The following is a 22,254-nucleotide window of genomic DNA, read 5'->3' as shown; positions in this document are numbered from 1 at the left end:
AAATTTGTAATCTCCATAATTTCTCGATAATCTACTGTTAATAATTGTATTAATAAGAGATAAGGAGGTATTGACCGTGGGAGAAATAAACAGGCGTGAATTCCTAAAAAATGCCACAAAGGGAACACTAGGGCTTGTTGCACTTTCTGTTCTTCCTTTAGGTTTGACGGCTTGTGGTAATAAAGAACAAAAGATTGATACAAGCTCCATGACAAACCTTGGGTCATTAAGCGAAATCGAGAAAGGACCGTTCCCGAAAAAAGTTGATTATGTCGCACAGATTAAGGATGCCTGGGTTACTACAGAGCAAAGAGGATTTGTCTATGTCGCAAAAGACGAGGAAAAACAGGAATTATTATTTATGTCACCTATTTGCACCCATTTAGGATGCACAGCAGGCGATGCAAATGAACAACAAAAAGCAGAAGGGATGACGTTTTATTGTCCATGTCATGGTGGACAATACGATGAATTAGGAAATAATATCGGAGGGCCACCGCCTCGGCCATTGGATGTTTTCAAACCTATTATACAGGATGGAAATGTATATATTTCGGTGTTGAGTCCGATGAAGAGAACAAAAAAAAGCTAAGCAAAAATGAAGGCGGGGCACGCACTTATAGGGCTGCCCCTTTTTTGTATGTACCTAGAACGAAATATTACCATCGAGTGCGGACTACACTTAAATATAGATTTCATCTAATTCCCTAAATTCCCACTCTCCCATCTATACAAAGCAATTTTGTTATACACTGGTTCAAACAGCGAATTAGAGGAAAATTTTTTTACTACCTCTACTCTCCCCGTAAGATCAACTCCCTGTGATTTAAAACCTTCCACTACTTTATCGGTCAGTAAGATTTCTTTATTTTTATAATAAGATTTGTCATGCAAAAATTTTGAATAGGTGTAAATTTCTTTATAGGAGAATGGTTCATCCAAATAAGTAAACACCCTTGATTCCTCCCATGTATAGACAACAAACTGGTTCCCCTTCTTTTCCAAATAATCAGCCAGTTGGTAGGTTGCGGGAAGCGCGTTGACCTGCTCATTTAATAAACTTATTGTATGGTAGGCATGTATGCATAAAAATACGCATGAAAAAGCTATCATCATTCGATTTTGAAACTTAGAAAGGACTACAACAAATAAACAAAATAAACTTAAACTAACAATCGGTATGATATGTCTAGGCTTATCAATATTCTGAGCAAATAGTGCCCATAAAAAGTAACTCGAAATAAGAACCATTAAAAGCTGGGCCAAGAAATTATGCTTAAGCTTTTTTAAAATGTCCCAATGGACTGCCTTTAAAATGCAAAAAATATAGATGATATACATACCTGCTATAAGATAGGACCCAACTGCGGTACCAATCCAAATTATATTAATACCTATCAGCTTAAAAGCGCGTTCTAACAAGGATCCATTAGTGGAGGCAACTGTTCCTCCCCAATCATTAAAATGGCCATCCGTAAAAGCAAGTGCAAGCTTCATAAATCCGAGCAAGCTTCCTTCCGTAACTGCTACTGCACCAACCCATAATAATTGAAAGAAAATCGCTAGCAATCCAAGCGTAGCAATTTGCTTTATTTCCAGTTTTCTATTTTTCCATTGCTTATAAAAAGGTAAAACAATTCCAATAGAAAATGGAAGATACGATAAGCGGATACCTAACAAAACACTCAATAATAATAGTGGTAATATTTTAGACCATAGGTTTTGTTTTTCATCTGCTACATAGATGCTCCAAATATACCACCATAAAACAGCAACGGCAGCCCCTTCTGACATGGGCTGATTCACCATTAGAATGACATAGCCCGCTGAGTACACAAGCGCACTAATCAATAGACTTAAAGGTTTTGAAAACTTAATCCGTGATAGCCTGTATATCGGAATGACGGCACTTGCATACATAATTATGTTAAACAGCGTCAATGAAGCAGCTTTGTCAGAGATCCATTGATGAAAAAAATATCCTCCCAAAATGAAATAGGGGTAGCCGGGAAAATGGGGCTGCATCGCTAATAAATCATAACGTTCAAGCGCTAAAGCAAAATCAACTTGGTCATAGGTTGAAGCATATGAATTCAAATTAGTCAATTGTCCTATGAGTAAGAATAAAATTAATAGGAAGCTAAAAATAGATAGTACACATATTTTTTTCTTTACCAAAATTTTCACACCTTTAGAGGGCTATCTCTTTATATAAAAAGTACAAGACATTCGCCTTGTACTTTTAAGAAAGCTATTTTACTTGTGTTTTCAATGAAGTTACTTCTACTTCTTCATCCAATTCAGGATTTGTTGAATCATTTATTTTTTCGTTAGGCTGGTTGGCAATTAACAGATAAATTCCAACAAAATAGCCAATATACGCAATCACTTCTTCAATAGATGGCATAGAAGAATAGCCAAATAATGCTTTTAAGAAAATACCAACTTGACCTGAAAGTAATGGTGCAACGCCATTGTCCCGCAAGTAATGTTGATAATCAATCGGATGTTCTGGAAGTAGCCAAGTAATATCATACAGATGCGGGATCACACTGCCAATAATTTGCACATCCTGCAATATTGAGATAGCCTGCACTAAAAGCCCGGCAGAAATGAAAATGATGAATGCTCCAGTCACTTTAAAGAAAGTTTTCAAAGGAATACGCATGGTACCTTTAAAGAAGAAATAAGCTACAACTGCTGCGATCACCGCGCCGGAAATTGCGCCCCATCCTTCTAGAGCTGCCCCAATATTTCCACCGGTAATAGCTGCAAAAAAGAATACAGTTTCTACCCCTTCACGAAGTACAACAAGGAATGAGTGAACAACCATCCCAATAATATTTCCAGTGGAGACAAACTTATTCATTTTCCCTTCCATGTTTCCTTTTAAATCCCTACTATGCTTTGCCATCCAAAAAACCATTTGGGTTAGGAGAACTGTAGAAATAAGCATAATGCTTACTTTTAAATAAATTTCATTCCCCATTGCAGCAAATCCGGTAAAAACGACTTGGAAAAGCATGGCTATTCCGACGCTTGCAATGACAGCAAGGCCAGCTCCCAGCCATACGTATTTATTATACTTGGAATGGTCCATTCTCTTTAAGTAGGTGATAATAATCCCAACAATAAGAAGAGCCTCAAGTACTTCACGAAATGTAATCAACAATGCTTGTATTTCCACAGTCCTTCTCCCTCCCTACGGTTACCTGTTTCTATTTACGCTTCTTTTTACGTACTGTAAAGATCACAATCCCAATAAGAACGGCTATTATTAACAGGATTGGCATCCAATTTCGTATATTAGATAGGTCAGTCCATTCTTTATTCTTTACAGATTGTGTTTCGGTTGCACTCTCTGAAAAATGTCCTACCTCTAAACTTTTTAGCTTAAATTCCTTTTGTAATGCAGATAGGATTTCTCCCTTTTTCTTTTTAAATTCATCTAGGTTTGATTCTTTCATCCCAACACCAAATAATCCTGGATTTCCAAGTGAAGCTAACGTCTCATCAAATTTTGTTTTAAGCGCTTTATCCAAATCTGGATTAACAGATTCTACTCTTGGAGAGAGGGCTTCGTAAGTTGCATATGCTTTCGCCAACAATTTTTTACTTGTATCAAACTCAGCAAAATTCCCCTCTATACTTTCTAATCTTCTAGCAATATTAAGGACTAACAGTTTCTCCATATTTTGGGTGACGGCTTCTTTATCTTCTTGTTCAATACCGGCTAGAATGATTTTAGAAGGCTCTGGTCCCATATGCATATCGACTTCTTGTTTCACCGATTCATAAATTTTTCTAGCTTCAATAAAATTGGGCGGATTTTCATCCAACTTAACAAGCATCTCTTTATAGACTTCTGCCACTACTTCTTTATTAGGATCACCATATGTATAAGCATTAGCTGAAATTGTAAAGATGCTATTAAAAAAGAACATCAATAACAAAGAAAAAAGAATAGGCTTTTTGAACATTTACATTCCTCCTACATATTAAATGATAATGATTATCATTATGTTTGTCAATTTAAATTTAATACATGAGCTGAAAAATCAACATTCACTTTTTGAACAGGTCTACCCATCTCTTTTAAAATTGCAGGGAATACTTTTGTAAGATAGCCTCTAAATGTAATGAAAGATTCGCCAGTAGATCTGACTTGATACTGAATGGGAACCTCTTGAACACGAAATCCCTTTCTAACTAAATTCAAGGTAAGTACTTGTGCGTAGTTATAGTTATGGATAATTTCAGCATGTTTTAAAGCTTGTTTCGAAAAGGCCCTCATGCCAGATTGCCCATCATAAATCCACTTTTTCAATAATAGTGATTGGAGCAGCGTAAAACAGTAGTTCCCTAGACGACGGTGGATTTTCATCCCTTTTATCGTTCCTAAAAAACGGGACCCCATCGTATAATCTGCTTTCCCTTCAAAAATTGGCTGCAATAAATCAGGAATTTGTTTGGCAGGGTATTCCCCATCAGCATCAATCATAACGCCGATATCTGCCCCTCGTTCATAACATTCCTTTATCCCAGTCCTGACTGCAGCCCCTAAGCCCTGATTTTTTTCGAAGCTAACGATGTAATCGGCGCCTGAATCCCTCGCCACTTTAACCGTCTGATCGGTTGAGCCATCATCGATAACTAACACTTTCACCTCAATATGTTCATGAAAGTCCCTTGGTATTCCTTTTATAACTTCCCCAATAGATGCTTCCTCATTATGAGCTGGTAGAAATACAATCACTTTCTGTTGTTTCATTAAAGACCTCTTCTTTCTTAATTGCCTCAACTAAAATTTTGCCACGACTATGACTTGGAAATGGTGCACCTAAAAGATAAGATATCGTTGGGGCCATTGAGACGAGACTATGCTTTTGCTCAACCTTTTTCCCTTTTTCAATATTAGGTCCATGCATGAAATATGGCACAAAACGTTCTCCCTCGTCTAAGTGGCCATGTCCCCCAATCCCATCGGCTTGACCATGGTCAGCACAGATAATAAGTGTTGTATTCTCCATTTTCCCCTCTTGTTCAAGCCACTCTACAAAGTCTTTAACTAAGGCATCCGCTTCTTCAATCTTCTGAATGTATTCATCATAAAGAGTACCTCTAGAGTGTCCTGTTTGATCGGTTGCAATCATTTGAACGATGAATAAATCCGGATCTTGTTCCTTCATGATTTTTTTAGCCTTTTTCATGATGTTAGGATCTGCCTGATCGTTATGCATGACTGCTGTTACCGTTTCGACATCGGTCCCCATTGAATCAACGAGATGGGCTATTCCGAGCAGCCTGCCTTTTTTGCCAATCTTTCTTAAAGCGTCAAAAATACTCTCAACTTTGATTCCTAACTTCCAGACCATGTTGGACGTAATTCCATGTTCAAATGGATAGGTCCCTGTAAACATCGATGTGAAACAAACGACAGTTCTTGCAGGATAGACCGTTTCCATATTTGTATACTCGGTTCCGTTTTCCTTTAAATAATCTAGAAAAGGAGTGTTAGCTTGATAAAAACGTTCCTTTCTCATCCCATCTATAACAATGACAATGACTTTATCTGAGATGGGTTTGGTTGGATTTTCGAAGAAATCCCTTGTGTATTCCTGATACATTTTAGGCTTCCAGTCAAATAAATTCCGATGGAGAATCCAGGCAAAAACCAAAACAAACCCATAAAAAATAAATAAATCAGTATAATGGAATGTTTCAGTCGCTAGCTGATTTTTATAAAGCATTTCCCAAATAGATAAAATCAATAAAAATTTAGGTAATTGCTCTTGCGCATTCCCGCTCGTGGAATCACTATTTTTCAAAACCAGCTTCCAAAATCGAGTAAAATTCAACCATGTTGTCCCAATTCTTAAATGATAATAAAGCGTACCCCAGAAAAAGACGGTAAAAAAGAAATAAAGACCTGTTGCAAATAGCAGTAATCCTAAATCCACGTCATTCCATACAATTAAATAAATCATAAAAGGAATCCACAGATAGTTCCGTAAAAATAAAGGAAAATCAAAGATAAAATAGATGGCTAGGATTGGGATGATGAATAAAAACGTTAGTAACAGTGAGGTTACATTCTCCACTAATCTAAAATCACCAATATGAAATAAAATAAAAGTTCCCAACACAAAAATCGGTGTGAAAGGCTTCCCTTCATTCAACAAGTTCCAACATCGGGCCGCCACTTTTTCAAATTTCGAAGCACTTTTCATTTTTAACTCCTCTCCGTTTTGTACATTTTTTTAACAGTGTTAATATGTATTGGATGAATGACGAGACAGAACATTCCTACTAAATAAGAGAAAAAGAATTTAATGGCATGGTTTATGATAGCGATTGTGTATCCTGCATGCAGATTAATTCCAATTATACCTAAACCAAAAACCATAACACTCTCATAATTAGCAATGCCCCCTGGAGTCACCTGGAATATTTGACCAGCGATGGTTAAGCTGTTTACAAAAACCAACTCTAGAAAGGTTGCCTCTCCTTTTAAAATATGAACGGTCCCATAAAGAACACTCGCCTCTACCACCCAACTCAACAATGTGGCCAAAAAAATAATTGCTCCATTTATTCCAAATAAAGAGCTTTTTAGTAAAGCAATTTGTCTGTTTAAAAAGGACGCAAAATACCTTCTGACTATATAAAGAGCAAGAGTGGCAAAAAAAACTCCACCCAAAATAAGCCATATAGGCATCTCATAGGTAATATCCAAAGCAAATAGTCCAACAAAAGCTATTCCAATTAAACAAATCATATCCATTGCTCTAAGTGCAATGACAGAATGAAAAGCCTCATCCCGCTTTATAAGTTTCTCTCTTTTATATAAAATTTCAGCCCGAACGAAATCACCAATTTTAATAGGAAAAAGGTGGTTTATAAATAAACTATAAAGTATACCTAATAAACAGGTAAGAAAACTCACCCTTCCTCTTAAGTAACGTTCCCAAGCTAAAGCCTTCAGACAAAAAGAAAGAAAATATAGAAACAGCATAATAAAAAGCCAAAGAGGATTTTGAATGAATTGCTCACCAGCCATCCGTATAGTACGAACATCCAAAAACATGATCGTCAATACAATAAATAATACGATGAATAATGATGAGATAAATGGCTTCATGAACTTCTTAGAGAAACGCTTCATACTCTTTAGCCCACTTCACGGTTTCCTGTAATCCCTTTTGAAACTCTATTTTTGGTCTGTAACCCAAGATGTCACTAGCTTTCGAAATATCTGCCCACGTCTTTTGGACATCCCCTTTTCTGGAACCTTCCCTCTTGAACGATAAATTTGGAAAATAAACGCTCAATTCGGAAATCAGAGTTTCCATAAAAATAGGTCTTCCTGAACCAATATTGAATGTTTCACTTGCAGTGCAGTTCATCATTGTCAAATAAATACCTTCGACGATGTCATCGATGTATGTATAGTCACGTGCACTATTAGAACCATAAATATGGATATCTTCACCCTTCAATAGCTTTTTTATAAAAAGAGCAATTGCCATATCAGGTCTTCCCCACGGACCATATACGGTAAAAAATCTTACTATATTTATTTGAAAACCATATAAATGTTGATAAACGTGGCAAAAGGATTCAGCTGAATATTTTGCAGCAGCATAGGGAGAAATCACTTTCCCACTCGCCATATCCTCGCGGAAAGGTCCTTCTTGGTCACCATAAACAGAGGAAGACGACGCAAAAATAACCTTTTTAACCTCCGCTTGCCCTGCCCCTTCCAATACATTGATTGTTGCTTTAATATCATAGTCAACATACTCCATTGGCTTTTCAATCGAATAGGCAACACCGGGAAGTGCCGCAAGATGGACAACGATATCCGGAGATATACTTTTTATTAATGAAATCGTTTCCTCTCGATTAAGTAGGTTATGATGATAAAAGTAAAACTCCCCAACCTTTTTGATATGTTCCAAATGGAGTGTCTTTCTTTCCGGGGAGTAATATGGGTGGAGACAATCGATGATATGGACTTCATGATCCTCTAGTACTAATCTTCTAGCTAGATGGCTTCCGATAAACCCAGCTCCGCCTGTAATCATAATTTTCAATAAACAACACCTCGGGTCATTATTTACCTATCATTATAACTAAAAGAAAAAGGAAAAAACCTTGATTGGTACAAGGTTTCTCCATTTTGTAATTCAAATGGTTATTTTGCTTTAGAAATAACGGTATCAAGAGTTGCTTGAATTTCTTTAAGTGTAGCTTCACCAACAGCTTTATCCTTGTTTTTTGCTGCTTCTAAATATTTTTGGGTTTTCTCAGTTAAATCGTTATATTCTGCCTCGCCAATTAAACCTTTAATATCTTCACCAATAACATTGATAAATAATGCACCTTCCAAAGCTGTAATGGCGGACTTATCTTCACCCCATGCTTCTAGACTCTCTTTATACTCATCCAAGGCAATTTTTGAGAAGCCACGCACAAATGCCTTATTAACTGCAACTGGATCTATTTTTGATACATCTGTTTGTAAATCGAATTGTGTTTGAATAAACGCTGCCTCTTCTTCGGCATGCTTATTTAGGTAGCTAAAAACGGATTGATAAAACGCCCAAGCCTCAGCCTGCTCGACTTTCGCTTCTTCAGGATTTTCTTTTGCTGACGCAGCTATTTTAGTTGCATACCCATTCGGAGTAGCACCAGTTGCAAGGTAGAAGGTTTTCATCAACGTCTTATCCACTACTTGTTTTCCTAGGTTGAATGCTAGTTGATCGTCAGCTTCTACTGCTTTTTCAATTTCAGCAAAGCCGCCTGCAATCACATCAACCATGTTTGTGCTATAAGCGTTATCGCGCTTTTCAACTGTTGATTGAAGTACTGCATAAAATTCCTTCGCTTCTTCAATTTCCTCTTTCACTGTGTTTTTATTGCTCCAATTTTCAGTGATTTCATTAAACTCATGCTTAACAGTTGTGTAGAATACTTTTTGCATTAATTTATCAAATATTTGTTTTACAACTACTTTATCCATTGAGCCATCTTTTCCAGCTGCCAATGCTGTTGTAATCTGTTGATCAATGGTATCTTCATTTTCTGTATCTCTTTTTTGAACTAATTCTTGTAAATTAGCCGTATATAATTCTGTTACTTTATCAAAATCTACCTCTTTGCCTTCTTTCGCCTTTGAAAGCTCATCAACAGCTTCTTGGAAAACTGCACCATAGCTAACTTTCTCTGCTGCCTCTTCTGCCTTTGTTTCTTCTTGCTTCACTTCTTGTTTTGTTTCTTCTTTTTTGTCCGAAGTTCCCCCACTTGTTGTATTACATGCCGTTAAAACGGTACTAGCTAATAAGAATACGGCAAATACTTTCGTTAACTCTCTTTTCTTCATAATGTTACCCCCGTTGAAGTGTTTTATATGTTGTATGTAGTGATAATGATTTTCATTTACAATAAAAATTATAGTAGAGAATGATTATCACTGTCAATGACTTTTTTATATAAAAATACGTTTTATATGTAAACAATATTTTCAGGAAAAACTTGTGATCGGACATTTGATATGTTTACAATCGATAAGGTACAGTATGTAATCATATTTATCCCTATTTTGTAATTTTAAATAATGAAAGGTATTGTCACTATGAGAAACATCACAATTATTGGAACAGGACATGTTGGCTTGGTGACTGGCGTATGTTTATCAGAAATTGGTCATCGGGTTATCTGTTATGATATTGATTTAGGAAGAATTGAACAGTTAAAAAAAGGCATTTGTCCATTTTTTGAACCAGACTTGGATCAAATGCTGGAAAATAATCTGAATGCAAACAGAATTTCTTTTACCAGTAATCAGCAAAAAGCATATCGACATGCCGAAATTATCTATATAGCTGTCGGAACTCCACAAAGGGAGGACGGTTCCGTTAATCTAGAATTTTTGGAAAAAGCGGCCCGGAATATTGGTGAAGGTCTAAAAAATGACGTGATTATTGTAACAAAGAGTACAGTTCCTATCGGGACGAATAAACAAATAAAGTCCTTAATAGAATCATACTTAAAGAAAGAGATTAAAGTAGATATCGTTTCAAATCCTGAGTTTTTACGAGAAGGAACGGCAGTTTATGACACGTTTTATGCTGATCGAATTATTATCGGAGCGGAAACAGAACAAGCTGCAAAAATAATAGAGGAAATCAACAAACCTTTTAATAGGCCCATTTTTAAAACAGATTTGAATAGTGCGGAAATGATTAAATATGCTTCAAATGCCTTTTTAGCAACTAAAATTAGTTTTATCAATGAAATTGCAAATATTTGCGAAAAATTGGAGGCAAATATAGTTGATGTCACGTATGGGATGGGGCTAGACACTAGGATTGGAATACAGCATTTAAAAGCAGGGATTGGCTTTGGAGGTTCCTGTTTTCCAAAGGATGCCAATGCGCTTGTGGAAATTGCCAATAAGAATTCTACACGTATCGAAATACTTAACGCAGTTATAAATGTTAACAAAAGGCAGCAGTACTTACTTGTCGATAAAGCTATTCAACAATACGGTAGCCTAAAAGGGAAAAGCATCGCCCTGCTTGGACTGGCCTTCAAACCAAACACAGATGATATACGTGAGTCTAGTGCGATTGCGCTTGCAAGACTTTTAATCAATGAGGGTGCCATCGTAACAGCCTACGACCCAAAAGCAATTGAAAAAGCAAAACTCTTACTTGGTAATCAAATTCAATACGGTTCAACCATCGAAAGTACCCTTTCAGGCAAAGAAATGGCCTTCATCGCTACAGAGTGGGATGAAATAAAGTACTTTCCTCTAGACCAATACGGTAAACTCATGAAGTTCCCAATTGTACTTGACGGACGAAATTGCTACTCTTTAAAGGAGGTTGAAAAGTACAAGATGGACTACATTTCAATTGGAAGACCTGCTCTTTTAAAGGCAAGTACTTAATGAAATCCTGAAGGGCAGGGAACTCCCTGCCCATTTTTGTTATGAATAATCGTTATATTAAAAGTAGCTTATTAGGCAAGACGGGCAGCCTCATTTAATTGTTCTGTAGCTTTGACAATTTTCCCCGTAGCCGCACCAATGTCATTAATAATCAACACTAAATTTTCCATATCCCTTTTTGAGTTTTCTACTGATTCAAGGTTTTCATCGGCCGCTTTTACGATGCGGTCGAAGGCCTCCTGCGTCATCGCCGATTTATGCTGTCCATCCATTGTCAGTTTTTCGACCTCGTACAAACTTTCAATCACATTGTCCTTTTGGAGAATAATCTGCTCCGTAAACTCTTGGATTAAATCAACTGATTTATGGGTTTGTTCCGATAGCTTTCTTACCTCATTTGCCACAACTGCAAAGCCTTTTCCTTGTTCACCGGCACGGGCAGCTTCAATAGCTGCATTAAGGGCCAGCAAATTGGTTTGGCTCGAAATATCTTCCACAATGCCGACAACTTCACGAATTTGTGATGTTAATTGATTGAGAGAATCAACGGATTGTTTCATTGTAACTGTACTTTGAATAACAGACTGAATTTGCTCTTCCAATGAATGAAGCTGTTCCTGGCCTTTTTCTGCAAGCAATTGTGTCGCCTTTGATTTTTCAGCTGTTTGCTGTCCTTCCTCACTCACATTAGTACTTTTTTGAATTAACTCTTCCATACTTGCACTTGTCTCTTCTGTTAGTGCAACGAGATTCTCACTTGTTTCAAAGATTTTATCCTTCAATTCCTCTTTTATCTTTTGGAATTCTTCCTCTTTGGTTTCAATATGAACCTTTTCCAAGGCTTCTATTATAATTTGCTGATGAAAATTCAAGATTTTTGATATCGTATTTGAAAGAATCACAAACTCTTCAACATTTGAAATTGAAGTAGCAACTGCGCTTTGAATATGTTGGGATAAAATTTGAAAGCTAGCAATATACCATTGTGGCAATACTCCGATTGCATGGTGGTTTCTAGCCAACTGTTGAAGAAATTCAATATAAGCATCATCATAATGTCCATTAAACATAGTTACCAATACGTTGGCATGGGCCCTCACCCATTTTTCTTCATTTGAATATGTAGCAACAACAGTCTTGAATTCAGGAATGTTGGACATTGCAAAATAATACTCATTTGCAATACTTGAGGCATGTTCTTTTATGAATGGCTGCAGCGTTTTACCAATTTTTAAGTCTTCTAATGTTAAACCTAATGCCGTCGCTTGATTACAAATTGTATGATTTGAAATAGACAGTACAGCTGATTGTTCACTTGCTTGTTCTATCCAACTTGTTACATTGCTGGATTTAGTTTTATGTAATAGAGCGCGAAATGCCAAAGTAAAAACCCCCATCTTAATATCACTAGGTTGCAATTATGTAAATATTTTATTTTATATTTGGATATGATTCTACATTTTTTGACAATAGACAAAATATTGACTTATTTTGATTAAAAAAAGCCAATCAAATTTCGATTGATTGGCTCTATGATTATTTATTAATTTCTATTTTTACCCATTAAGCAGCTTTTTTTATTCTTTTAAATCCTTGTGAAAAATAAGCTGGCCCAATGAAAATAACTTGCTTCCGTTGATGGCTAAATAAACTGCAATAGCTAGGAATGCCAAATCCAATTCATATCCAGCCATCTGACCATTTCCTAACAGACCAACAGAAAGTTTTACCTTGAGGATCGCCCCAATCATCAACAATCCATATAACACGGAAACCAATTTTGTGCCGATGCCTAAAATTAATACAAGCCCACCAACTAATTCGATTGTGGCTACACCATATGCCATAAACCCTGGTAAGCCAATGCTGTCAAACCAGCCTACAATATTTTGAATGCCACCTTGAAACTTTACTAATCCATGAATGAAAAATAATGCCCCTAATGCTATCCGTAGTATAAGTGCTCCGACTTCGCTCTTTAAATTCACTTTTTTACCCTCCGTTGTAATTGTGATAAGTAAATATAACTTATAATATTAACATCTCTCTTTAGAGATTCATTAATTCGAGATATTTTAGAATAAAAAAGCATCTAAAGCATATTGGCCAGGACCGGTTAAAGCAACACCAATAGTAACCGCAAGTACCGTTAGATTATACTCATATCCATTTGATGTAGCCCACAACCCGTTTGCACCATGCACTTTAGCAATCGCGATGACCATCGTTCCAGCAATGATAATTCCTGCAAGTGAAGTTAATAATCCTAAAGCAAATAAAATCCCTCCAATTAACTCTGCCAAGCCTGCAAGCAGGGCCATGGTTGCTCCTGGTTTCATGCCAATAGATTCAAACCATCCTCCGGTTCCTTTTATACCATAACCGCCAAACCAACCAAATAACTTTTGCGCTCCGTGCCCAATAAATAAAAGCCCTATTACCAATCTAATTAATAATAAACCGAGATTAATCATACTATTTCCTCCTATTTTTTAAAATTGTCTCTAATTCGAGATATCATTCCAAAAAATGTTTATTATGTCAGTTTAATATCTCGAATTATTTTATTTTGAATTATTTTATCTCGAATTCATGATATTATATTAAAACATATTAATTTCTGTGTCAATAAATATTAATAAAATAATTAGGAAGGATAGATGAACAGAAGAAAATTTCTCTAAATCTATCCTTTAATGTGCGTTTAATTTAATGAAAAAAATTAACTTTCAGTTTGAGTGATCTTGCTCACCACTTGGCTTAACGCCTCACTGATTGGAGTTGCCGGACGACCAAGAAGTTTTTCGATATCATTACTTACAGTCTCGAGTGTGCCTTCTCGGATGCTTCTTTGAATTTCAACAAGTAAAGGAATAACAAAATCCGGAACACCAGCATTTTTCATAATATCAGCATATGTGGTGTCATCAACCTGCTCCACAGTTACTTCTTTACCCAGTACCTTACCAAGTGCAGATACCAGTTCCTCCTGAGTCAATGACTTGCTGCCGGAAAGTTCATAAATTGTATTTTCATGTCCATTACCAGATAGTACCGCAGCTGCAGCTTCCGCATAATCTTGTTGTAATGCCCAGCCTACTTTTCCATTTCCAGCTGATGTTACCCATGGAAATCCTGCAAGGGCCCCTTGAATGCTTGGAATTTCATTCTCCAAGTACCAGTTATTGCGTAAGAAGGAGTAAGGGATCCCTGTTTTTAAAATTGCCTCTTCTGTTGCTTTGTGGGTTGGAGCGAATACGTTTTTACTTTCCTGTGCATTCGCTAGGCTTGTATAGGCAATGAATGTGACGCCAGCCCGCTCTGCAGCTGCCACTGCATTAGAATGTTGGCGAATTCTTGTTTCATTGTCTCCGTCCGCAGAAATAATTAACAAGCGGTCAATACCTGCAAAAGCGACATCCAATGTTTCAGGATCATCAAAATCTCCATGTCGAACTTCTACTCCACGACTCCGAAAAACTTCCGCTTTCTCTGGGTTACGAACACTGACAACCAGTTGACTTGCTGGAATAGTCTTTAATAAGGTTTCTACAACTTTAGTGCCAAATTTCCCGGTAGCACCTGTTACTAAAATTTTCATTTCTATCCCTCCAAAATGATGTATTGAAATATTTATGTTAATACAACTTCAACTATATTGTAACTAATCCTGTTACATGTAATCATTTTAGTTACAATTAGTATCTTTGTCAATAAAATTTAATTATAATCTTAATAGTGTATCCAAACTTTAGAGTATAATATGGTTGTAACCAATATAATTACACTTAGAAATCTATTCGATATAAAATGCGGGAAGGTGATTACATTATGTCCATTAGCAGCCGATTTTCTGTAGGGGTTCATATATTATCCCTTATTGACATGAATAAAGAGGGAATCAACTCCTCAGAGTATTTGGCAGGAAGTGTAAACACAAATCCTGCCTTGATAAGAAAAATTATTGGAATGCTAAAGAAAGCTGGGTTAGTAGAGGTACACCCAGGAATTGCAGGGGCAAAGCTTGCAAAAGAACTATCTGATATTACATTGTTGGACGTTTATAAGGCCGTTAATGTTGTAAAAGACAACGAATTATTTAGTATTCACGAAAATCCAAATCCACAATGTGTGGTAGGCAGGAACATTCAAGAAGCAATCAATCCAATCTTATCATCTGCTCAATTAGCATTAGAAAAGGTACTAGAAAATATAACGATGGAGGATATTGTTAAGGATATTGTGGAACAGGAAAATAAAGGTTCAAATTAAAAAAGTACCATTTACACTTAACGGGTTCAGTTCTTGGAGAGTTGCTTGATTAACTTTTAGTATATAAAACTTGGGTTTGGCAATAATTAGTTGTGGAGGTGATAATCATGGCTGAAATTAAATTTTTGGATAACGGTCCGATCGTAGCAACAGGAGTAACACTAGTTGATGGTGAAGGAAATCAAATGGAGTCTAAATCAGAGGTATATCTTTGCCGTTGTGGCCTTTCAAATAATAAACCATTTTGTGACGGGTCCCACAAAGAAAAATTTGAAAGCAGTGTAAGAGCTTAAAGGGCAGAAATTACCGCCCTTTTAAGTTCTTTTTCATACAGATTATTTTAATGCCATTAAGCTTGTGGGTTTACTTCTAACTCTACTTTAATTTTGACTTCTTTACCAACTAGTACGCCACCAGTTTCAAGGGCTGCGTTCCAAGTAAGACCGAAATCTTCGCGATTAATTTTTGCTTCTGCTTCGAAACCGTATACTTCTACGCCCCATGGATTTAAGCCTTTTCCACCGAATTCAACATCAAATGTAACTGGTTTTGTTACTTCTTTAATTGTTAAGTTACCAGTAACTTTATAGTTATCGCCAGCTTTTGTAATGCTTGTTGATTGGAAATCGATTGATGGGTACTGCTCTGCATCAAAGAAGTCTGCTGATTTCAAGTGATTGTCACGATCTTCATTACGTGTAGTAATACTTGCTACGTCAAATTTAAATGCAATATTTGCTGCTGATAAATCTGTCAAATCAGCTGATTCAACATCTGCAGTATATCCTTCAAATTGACCTTTTACCTTTGAAACCATCATATGTTTTACTTCAAATCCAATACTTGAGTGTGCTTGATCAACGATCCATTTTGCCATTTTAAAATACCCCCGATTAATTTATTATGATTTCGAGATATTTACTAAAAAATAATAAGGCTTGTTTTAATACCTCGAAATAATTTATCTTTAACTCGAGATAAATTTACCACATCTTAATTTTGATTGTCAATACATTTTGAAAAATTTATATTTTTATAGATGTTGTTCATTTACTTTTTTGGTGTTTAACCGTTCTTCCAAAATGTGAATCATATATAGGAAATGTTGGGCCTCACGTACAACATGATCACCCAATAAAGGACTTATAACATTTCGTATTTGACATGACCTAATGAAATCCAACCCCGCCTTCTTGAAAGCAAGTATTTCTTGAGCAGCATTTTCACTATCTTTATTCATTTTTCCGATAATCGGATATGTTGGCTGTTTACGATAAAGCATCGACTCTACATCTCTTGCCTGATTTAGAAGTGTTTCGAAATCTTCACCAAATTTCAGGGCGGTCTTGACTAAATTTCGTTCAGACTGGTCTAACAATGAAGCGATAAAACGGGAGTGCTCCATCATGATGCGTAACCAAAAAACATTCTCACTGATAATGGCATCTTGAATCGGGTCTAAAATACCTTGATTAAATTTCGTTAGCGACCGCATAAAATATTCCGCTTCTCTTGCAATATGATCAACCAGCAAAGGAAAGTTGAAACCACTTATCTTGCAATTGATAATTAAGAGCAGAAGATTTCTTTTAAAATTACGAAAGCCATGTACCAGCTCTATACTTTCTTCATTCAACTTTCTCACTAATTCAACATTATTTGGAATTTGGTAAGCCTTTTTTTCTTGCTGTTCAAAGTAATGGAAAAAACGATCCGTCTGTTGAATGAGATGGGTATCTTTTCGATTAAAACCCTCCCCTAGAAATAGTGCATGCTCTTTCATAATTCTTAACCAAAACCGGTTTTCTGTTAGTGAGCGGTCTACAAATAGTTGTTCCGTAAGCGATTCAGGTTGCGCTGCAAACGATTCTGGAGAAATTAACATCTGATTGATCTGATTGACATTCACATGGCCCGGAAGCTGAGGTTGATTCTGCACGGTAATCCCTCCTTTTATGTGTGGCTTACTATTACTAATAATATTGCTTTGTGGAGTGAATATGTTATTGGACAGTATCATAAATTCTAACAAAAATAGGCTGTTCAAAAGGTCAGTTACCCTAACCTTTTGAACAGCCCTCATTAATTTTTTGACTCATTGTTATTTTTCATAATTATCCGGAAGGTGTTGTTAATAAAGTAATAACAAGCTAACTTATTTTTTTCATAATTATCCGGATTATCATCTCTTATTATTTATATACCGTTAATTTTTTCATAATTAAACGGAAAAAATGTAAAAGATGTCATCTAGTATTTAAATATTTTTTCCTTCGATTCACTTCTTTATCTAAGTTATACCCTAGCCCTATTCTCTAAAATGCTAGGTAATCTTATATCTTCTTCCAGCGTGATCCTGTACTCACAGCAACCCAAAATAGGAAATATTTATAGTACGAAATCACTTTATATAATTCCCGAGATGTTCTTCTTTTTAACTTATAATGCCCATTTATTTATATATACCTCAATACCTTAACCGTCTTGGATTCAGTATGTAGTACAAAGTCATGTGTTAACTCCATATTTTTGCTCCACTGAACTGGTATTTGGCATTTTGCAAATTCGTACCCAGCTGGATCAATCCAAATTATGGAATCATTAGTAACAATAGGGAAGACCCGCCATTCTTTAATTTTTGTTTTACTAAAATCCCGTATAAGACTTACTTTGATTTCAGTTAGATTATGTCTTACTGAAAAAGATACATCATTTTCGACAAATTGATTTGACCATTTTTTTATCCTTATGGGATCTAATAATTCATCGACTGGAATGTCCGAGCTAGCTGCATAGTAATCTTTAGCTCTAGTTTCAGCTGCGGATCGAGTATATTCTACACCATAAGCCAACAACAATGCAGCAACAGGGTCCAATGTCCCCCATGTGATAAGTTCTTTTAACCAAAAAACAATCCATGGAAGACCAGTCTTGGGCCAGTCTTCGATGCTAGTCTCTTGGAGTTCTCCATCATTTAAGTCATCTAAAATCAGACCCATAACAGTCCCAAGTCCCCAATTGAACTTATACTCAAATTGCTTTTTGACAAACTTAATCCATTCAGAAACTTGGTTCTTTGTTGGTTTTCGTGTTACTCCACTGGGGTTTAACCACCAGGCTAATATCTCATCCCTTGTTGGAGGCTTTTTCCCTCTTCCAAAGCTATCGGGTACCTCAAACTTTCCTAGATTACTTATTAGTTCAACAGCTTTAATGATATATTGAAGCCTCTCATTAGCGGTCCATTTGGGATAATTTGTTCCTTTTACCAAATGGGCTTGTACCTCAACATATCCATTTAGAACAATTTTTCCAAATCGAGGAGCGACACTAGTACGATAGAGACGACGGCGGAGTTTGTTATCAGGATAAATCCTTTCTTGAACAGCACGACCTCTAACGGAAAACAACCTTTCCCAATGTCCAGACCGATTCATAACGTAATAAGCGTACGTTTTTCTCCAAACGTCAATTAAGTACTGCTCAAGTTCCGTGTTATTCATTTGTTTACCCGTCGTCAACTCAAACTCTACAAGAATGGAAAGTAAATACCCGTCTAAAGAGTCTAATGCTTCCTCAGCTTTCAACGCGTCACCTTCTCTAGAATCTTCAAGCGGCACTGTTTTTTCTAGCCATTTAATGAACTCATCTAAGGATTGAGAACCAGATACTTGCTCCCACAATGATAAGATATGAGACATAAGTGCACCGAGCGGGCTAATCTGAGTATTATCCATTCCTTTCAACTCTTCCGTTGTTATACCCTTAACTATGTGCTTATAGTTATTGTGTGATGTCCTACTATTATAATTAAGAGGTTTTGATTCAAGAAACACTAGGGTTCTACCCTCAGTTCCCCACCCCGGTCTACCTGCCCTTCCAGCAAGATTCTTAAATTCTGAAACAGAGATTAGTTCTCTATTGCGAACCAAGGTTGGAACCAGGACTGTCTCAAACGGTAAGTTTACACCTTCAGACAATGTTGATGTGGCAAGTACAATATAAACTACACGTTTTTGGACTAATTCAACTAACAGTCTGGCAAGTAACCCTGGCATATTCCCATGATGGACGACTATACCCTTTTCTAGGAGTTGATACTCGTTGGAATTTGGTCCAAAATAATCTGAGCAAGCAGACAAACATTTATTAAACAATTTCTGCAATTCTGGGTCGGATGGACTTATGAAGAATTGAGGAATGTACTCACTATCTAAAGTGTTATTCAAGACATATAGAAAATCTTCTGCATAGCCACCCACTTGTTGCGTAATTGAAATCAAAACAGAGTGCTGTTTCCCCTGTTCGTCAGGTTGTGCTAATTGCATGGCAGCCCAAAAAAGATATGGCCTCTGCCGCTTACTAACACCGTTATCCTTTTTTATGAATTTATTATTTAAAGACTTATACGGAAGTGGAAATTGTGCAAATGGTTTTTGTATAAACGGTACATCTTCTGTCCCAGCGTCTTTGTTAAAAACTAATGCATTACTATTTAGAATATCAAATCGGATTTCATATTGGCCAGATTGAGACCATTCAAGGCTTCCAATAAGCTGACGAGTACTACGATAGTTTGAGATTACAGGTGTAGATGTTTCGTCTCCAGATACCCAATGAGCTAAAGATTTATTTTCATTAGCTACTGCAGACAAGGCAATGATTCGTTTTTCCTCAACATATCGAAGCAAGCGGCTTATTAACACCTCAAGTTTTAAGCTCCTATTATCTGCGCTACGGAGATCATGATAACTTAGTCCATTGAACTGAACAGAGTGTGCCTCATCTATAACAACCAGAGAAACACGATTCAAAAAAAATGGTCCCAAAAACCTTATTAATGCTTCAGCCTTTTCATATGTACAAATCAATACTGTTGGTTCCATTGAAGTGACCCAAGCATCAGTCGGCCCCCAATCAGTGCCACCATACAAACCTGTAACTTTAACTGAATAACTTCCCAAGTTCCCTAAAACGGTCCCAAGTTTCGATTCTACTTCAGTGGCAAGCGCTCGTGAAGGAACTAAATACATTGTGATCGGAGCAACACTAAAACAGAAGGCTTCTTCATTATTTTGAAACATACTTTGAATAATTGCTAATTCGGCAATCGTGGTTTTACCAGAACCAGTTGGTGTGCAAAGCGCAAATGACCCATCTTGTAGTAGTCTCTCTATTCCACGAACTTGTGAATACCATGCAAGTGATTTGCTAGATTGATAGTTACTCCGAAGATACCGTTCAAACGCTCTCTTACCTTGATCATTCACACTGTTCTGGAGCCTCTGGACATAAACCCTCATTGAACTTGTGATATACTCCTGAAATACCTCTGATACAATTTTGGACAATAACCAAGAGTAACTGTCAGTACCGTAAATCATAAGATTTGACATGTCCTGTAATTTTTGTTGTGCTTTCTCAAGCCGTTTGCTTTCTCCCCAACGCATATACGTACATAAGATACCGAGTACCTTAAAAAGCTCATTTACAATCCTATTATTCAAATCAGTTGTTTCCATCTGACGAAAATTTTCGACTTTGTAATTACGATTTTCTTCAGCTAACTCTATTCGAAAATAGTCGATAACTAGCTCAAGTAATTTAGGAAAATCAGCATTTAGAAACGCTTTCAGTAATTGTGAATCATCAGAGTCTAAAACATCACTGTTCAACAACCCTAAGGAAAGAGCGGGATAGCCAGCCAATTGGTATACACCAGCTGAAAGCAACCGAAGTGGAAGTTGGTCAATATTCAAATCAGGGTGAGACAACCATTCTAACAGTTCTCCAGCACGTTTTAAGGCGTCTCTCCATCCCTCCACTTCAAGATCCCGTTCATAAAGCCCGACATCAATTAATGTAACCGCATCGGACAACCTTTCTGTAAATTCAGTGGATCTCCAACCTTTCAGGCCGGGTTGGTTCATTTTGATACGTGTATAGTGGCTATATAACTTAGCTAAAGATGGTGTTAGAGCATCACCGGCTAGCTCGGAATGAATTATTCTAAAATGTTTCGACGTTTTATCATTTTCCGTCACCTCTTAATCATCCTTCCCGTACACATCTTTAATAAGATTGTCTACGTCAGTTAAATGAACTTCAACGGCTGCCAGCTTTCTTCCCGCAGTATAATTCGGGTGCGGTTCTTTACGGGAAATCCAGCTCAATTTTGTCTTTGGTCTTTTGGGTGTCTGCCCACAAACATAACTCACACAATCGTAACGTTCAAATCCAGATTTGGTTCGATACAACTGTCTAAGAGCTTCAATCCACTTTCTTGCTGTTTGATTTGTTTTATAATCTTGTAAAATTTCTACTATCCGCATCAATTCAACTGGAATCAAATTTGCGTTGCTAATTTTGGTGTGAGCATCCGCAATCATAGCCGAGTCATGTGTTGCTGTGCATTTCGCTTCTAAAAAAAGGATTTTTATAATACTGTCGTCCTCTAAAACAAAAGCAACACAATCATCACCGGTACGACCAACAATAGCTTTTTTCATTTGCCCAGTCTGATGTAGCATCTCAAGTTGGTCAAATGCAGTATTATGCCATCTGAAGGGGAAAACTGGAACCTGCCATCTGCTTTCACCAAAAAGGGGGAAATTTTCCGCAATCAGGCCAGAGAAAAATTCACCGAAATAACCTTTTAAGGTAGTCAAATCAAAAACCTCAGGATATCCTTCCGCAGGGTCAAGGTCATCATCCCATTCTTCTAAAGGATCTAGATTGTCCCTAAGAAACTTTCTAATCTTATATCTGGCATCGTCATGAACTGTACGAATGACTGGTTTAAGTTCTTCAAGGACATCAACTCTTGCAATAGAATCTTCCCTTATGAGATTATGATTGTATTGCTTGTCCACATTCATCAATTCATCATTTTTAAGCCATGAAGTTAGTGATGAGATTCTCAATCCATTCAACATTTATTAATCACCCACCGTTCATTAAATATCTATTAATATGGTATATCCCAGTAAAAAATTAAATTGTTATATTTCGGCAAAGATGAACCT

20 protein-coding genes are annotated in these 22,254 nt (G+C 36.6%); 4 read left to right on the top strand and 16 right to left on the bottom strand.

Going from position 1 to position 22,254, the window contains the following annotated elements; genetic code table 11:
• The first annotated feature begins 76 nt into the window (after positions 1-76).
• Positions 77-592 carry a QcrA and Rieske domain-containing protein gene (locus tag ACNQFZ_RS13750; protein ID WP_458411907.1) on the top strand — a complete coding sequence of 172 codons (516 nt, stop codon included), beginning with the start codon at positions 77-79 and terminating at the stop codon, positions 590-592.
• A gap of 107 nt (positions 593-699) precedes the next feature.
• Here the strand turns inward: ACNQFZ_RS13750 and ACNQFZ_RS13745 are convergent, their stop codons facing one another.
• The 8 genes from ACNQFZ_RS13745 to ACNQFZ_RS13710 all read right to left on the bottom strand — a co-directional run bounded on the left by ACNQFZ_RS13745 (position 700) and on the right by ACNQFZ_RS13710 (position 9,385).
• Positions 700-2,178 carry a hypothetical protein gene (locus ACNQFZ_RS13745; RefSeq protein WP_458411906.1) on the bottom strand — a complete coding sequence of 493 codons (1,479 nt, stop codon included), beginning with the start codon at positions 2,176-2,178 and terminating at the stop codon, positions 700-702.
• Between the two features lie 73 nt (positions 2,179-2,251).
• Complete coding sequence (locus ACNQFZ_RS13740; protein ID WP_458411905.1) at positions 2,252-3,187, bottom strand: FTR1 family iron permease; 936 nt, start codon at positions 3,185-3,187, stop codon at positions 2,252-2,254.
• Positions 3,188-3,218: 31 nt separating this feature from the next.
• Positions 3,219-3,980, bottom strand: coding sequence for a hypothetical protein (locus ACNQFZ_RS13735; protein WP_458411904.1), 762 nt, complete (start codon positions 3,978-3,980; stop codon positions 3,219-3,221).
• A 47-nt stretch (positions 3,981-4,027) separates the two neighbouring features.
• Positions 4,028-4,771: a glycosyltransferase family 2 protein gene (locus ACNQFZ_RS13730; protein WP_458411903.1), complete on the bottom strand. Its 744-nt coding sequence runs from the start codon at positions 4,769-4,771 to the stop codon at positions 4,028-4,030.
• Positions 4,731-6,230 carry an alkaline phosphatase family protein gene (locus ACNQFZ_RS13725; RefSeq protein ID WP_458411902.1) on the bottom strand — a complete coding sequence of 500 codons (1,500 nt, stop codon included), beginning with the start codon at positions 6,228-6,230 and terminating at the stop codon, positions 4,731-4,733. Before ACNQFZ_RS13725 ends, ACNQFZ_RS13730 begins: the two co-directional genes overlap by 41 nt.
• Before the next feature lie 2 nt (positions 6,231-6,232).
• Positions 6,233-7,165, bottom strand: coding sequence for a lysylphosphatidylglycerol synthase transmembrane domain-containing protein (locus ACNQFZ_RS13720; RefSeq protein WP_458411901.1), 933 nt, complete (start codon positions 7,163-7,165; stop codon positions 6,233-6,235).
• A complete protein-coding gene (locus ACNQFZ_RS13715; RefSeq protein ID WP_458411900.1) occupies positions 7,149-8,096 on the bottom strand; it encodes an NAD-dependent epimerase/dehydratase family protein in 948 nt (315 codons plus the stop codon). Before ACNQFZ_RS13715 ends, ACNQFZ_RS13720 begins: the two co-directional genes overlap by 17 nt.
• Before the next feature lie 101 nt (positions 8,097-8,197).
• A complete protein-coding gene (locus ACNQFZ_RS13710) occupies positions 8,198-9,385 on the bottom strand; it encodes a hypothetical protein (protein ID WP_458411899.1) in 1,188 nt (395 codons plus the stop codon).
• Between the two features lie 252 nt (positions 9,386-9,637).
• Here ACNQFZ_RS13710 and ACNQFZ_RS13705 point away from each other — a divergent pair, with 252 nt between their 5' ends.
• A complete protein-coding gene (locus ACNQFZ_RS13705; protein WP_458411898.1) occupies positions 9,638-10,957 on the top strand; it encodes a UDP-glucose dehydrogenase family protein in 1,320 nt (439 codons plus the stop codon).
• Between the two features lie 71 nt (positions 10,958-11,028).
• Here the strand turns inward: ACNQFZ_RS13705 and ACNQFZ_RS13700 are convergent, their stop codons facing one another.
• The 4 genes from ACNQFZ_RS13700 to ACNQFZ_RS13685 all read right to left on the bottom strand — a co-directional run bounded on the left by ACNQFZ_RS13700 (position 11,029) and on the right by ACNQFZ_RS13685 (position 14,558).
• On the bottom strand, positions 11,029-12,339 hold the full coding sequence (locus tag ACNQFZ_RS13700) for a methyl-accepting chemotaxis protein (RefSeq protein WP_458411897.1): 1,311 nt from the start codon (positions 12,337-12,339) through the stop codon (positions 11,029-11,031).
• A gap of 195 nt (positions 12,340-12,534) precedes the next feature.
• Positions 12,535-12,945, bottom strand: a complete 411-nt coding sequence (locus tag ACNQFZ_RS13695; protein ID WP_458411896.1) for a DoxX family protein — start codon at positions 12,943-12,945, stop codon at positions 12,535-12,537.
• Between the two features lie 87 nt (positions 12,946-13,032).
• Positions 13,033-13,431, bottom strand: coding sequence for a DoxX family protein (locus ACNQFZ_RS13690; protein WP_458411895.1), 399 nt, complete (start codon positions 13,429-13,431; stop codon positions 13,033-13,035).
• A gap of 248 nt (positions 13,432-13,679) precedes the next feature.
• Positions 13,680-14,558, bottom strand: coding sequence for an SDR family oxidoreductase (locus ACNQFZ_RS13685; RefSeq protein WP_458411894.1), 879 nt, complete (start codon positions 14,556-14,558; stop codon positions 13,680-13,682).
• A gap of 230 nt (positions 14,559-14,788) precedes the next feature.
• On the opposite strand from ACNQFZ_RS13685, the gene ACNQFZ_RS13680 reads away from it, so the two are divergent.
• Positions 14,789-15,229 (top strand): Rrf2 family transcriptional regulator, encoded by a 441-nt coding sequence (locus tag ACNQFZ_RS13680; RefSeq protein ID WP_458411893.1) that lies wholly within the window; start codon positions 14,789-14,791, stop codon positions 15,227-15,229.
• 101 nt (positions 15,230-15,330) lie between these two features.
• Positions 15,331-15,522 carry a CDGSH iron-sulfur domain-containing protein gene (locus tag ACNQFZ_RS13675; RefSeq protein ID WP_458415391.1) on the top strand — a complete coding sequence of 64 codons (192 nt, stop codon included), beginning with the start codon at positions 15,331-15,333 and terminating at the stop codon, positions 15,520-15,522.
• A 56-nt stretch (positions 15,523-15,578) separates the two neighbouring features.
• Here the strand turns inward: ACNQFZ_RS13675 and ACNQFZ_RS13670 are convergent, their stop codons facing one another.
• The 4 genes from ACNQFZ_RS13670 to ACNQFZ_RS13655 all read right to left on the bottom strand — a co-directional run bounded on the left by ACNQFZ_RS13670 (position 15,579) and on the right by ACNQFZ_RS13655 (position 22,164).
• Positions 15,579-16,106 carry a YceI family protein gene (locus ACNQFZ_RS13670; protein ID WP_458411892.1) on the bottom strand — a complete coding sequence of 176 codons (528 nt, stop codon included), beginning with the start codon at positions 16,104-16,106 and terminating at the stop codon, positions 15,579-15,581.
• 156 nt (positions 16,107-16,262) lie between these two features.
• The gene (locus tag ACNQFZ_RS13665) at positions 16,263-17,114 is read right to left on the bottom strand and encodes a DUF2935 domain-containing protein (RefSeq protein WP_458415390.1); all 852 of its coding nucleotides are present in this window, start codon (positions 17,112-17,114) and stop codon (positions 16,263-16,265) included.
• Between the two features lie 571 nt (positions 17,115-17,685).
• Positions 17,686-21,273: a DEAD/DEAH box helicase gene (locus ACNQFZ_RS13660; RefSeq protein WP_458411891.1), complete on the bottom strand. Its 3,588-nt coding sequence runs from the start codon at positions 21,271-21,273 to the stop codon at positions 17,686-17,688.
• 3 nt (positions 21,274-21,276) lie between these two features.
• A complete protein-coding gene (locus ACNQFZ_RS13655; protein WP_458411890.1) occupies positions 21,277-22,164 on the bottom strand; it encodes a hypothetical protein in 888 nt (295 codons plus the stop codon).
• Positions 22,165-22,254 lie beyond the last annotated feature (90 nt).

It is taken from the genome of Schinkia acidoalkalinis (assembly GCF_054301215.1).
This window is presented reverse-complemented; position numbering and strand designations above follow the sequence as displayed.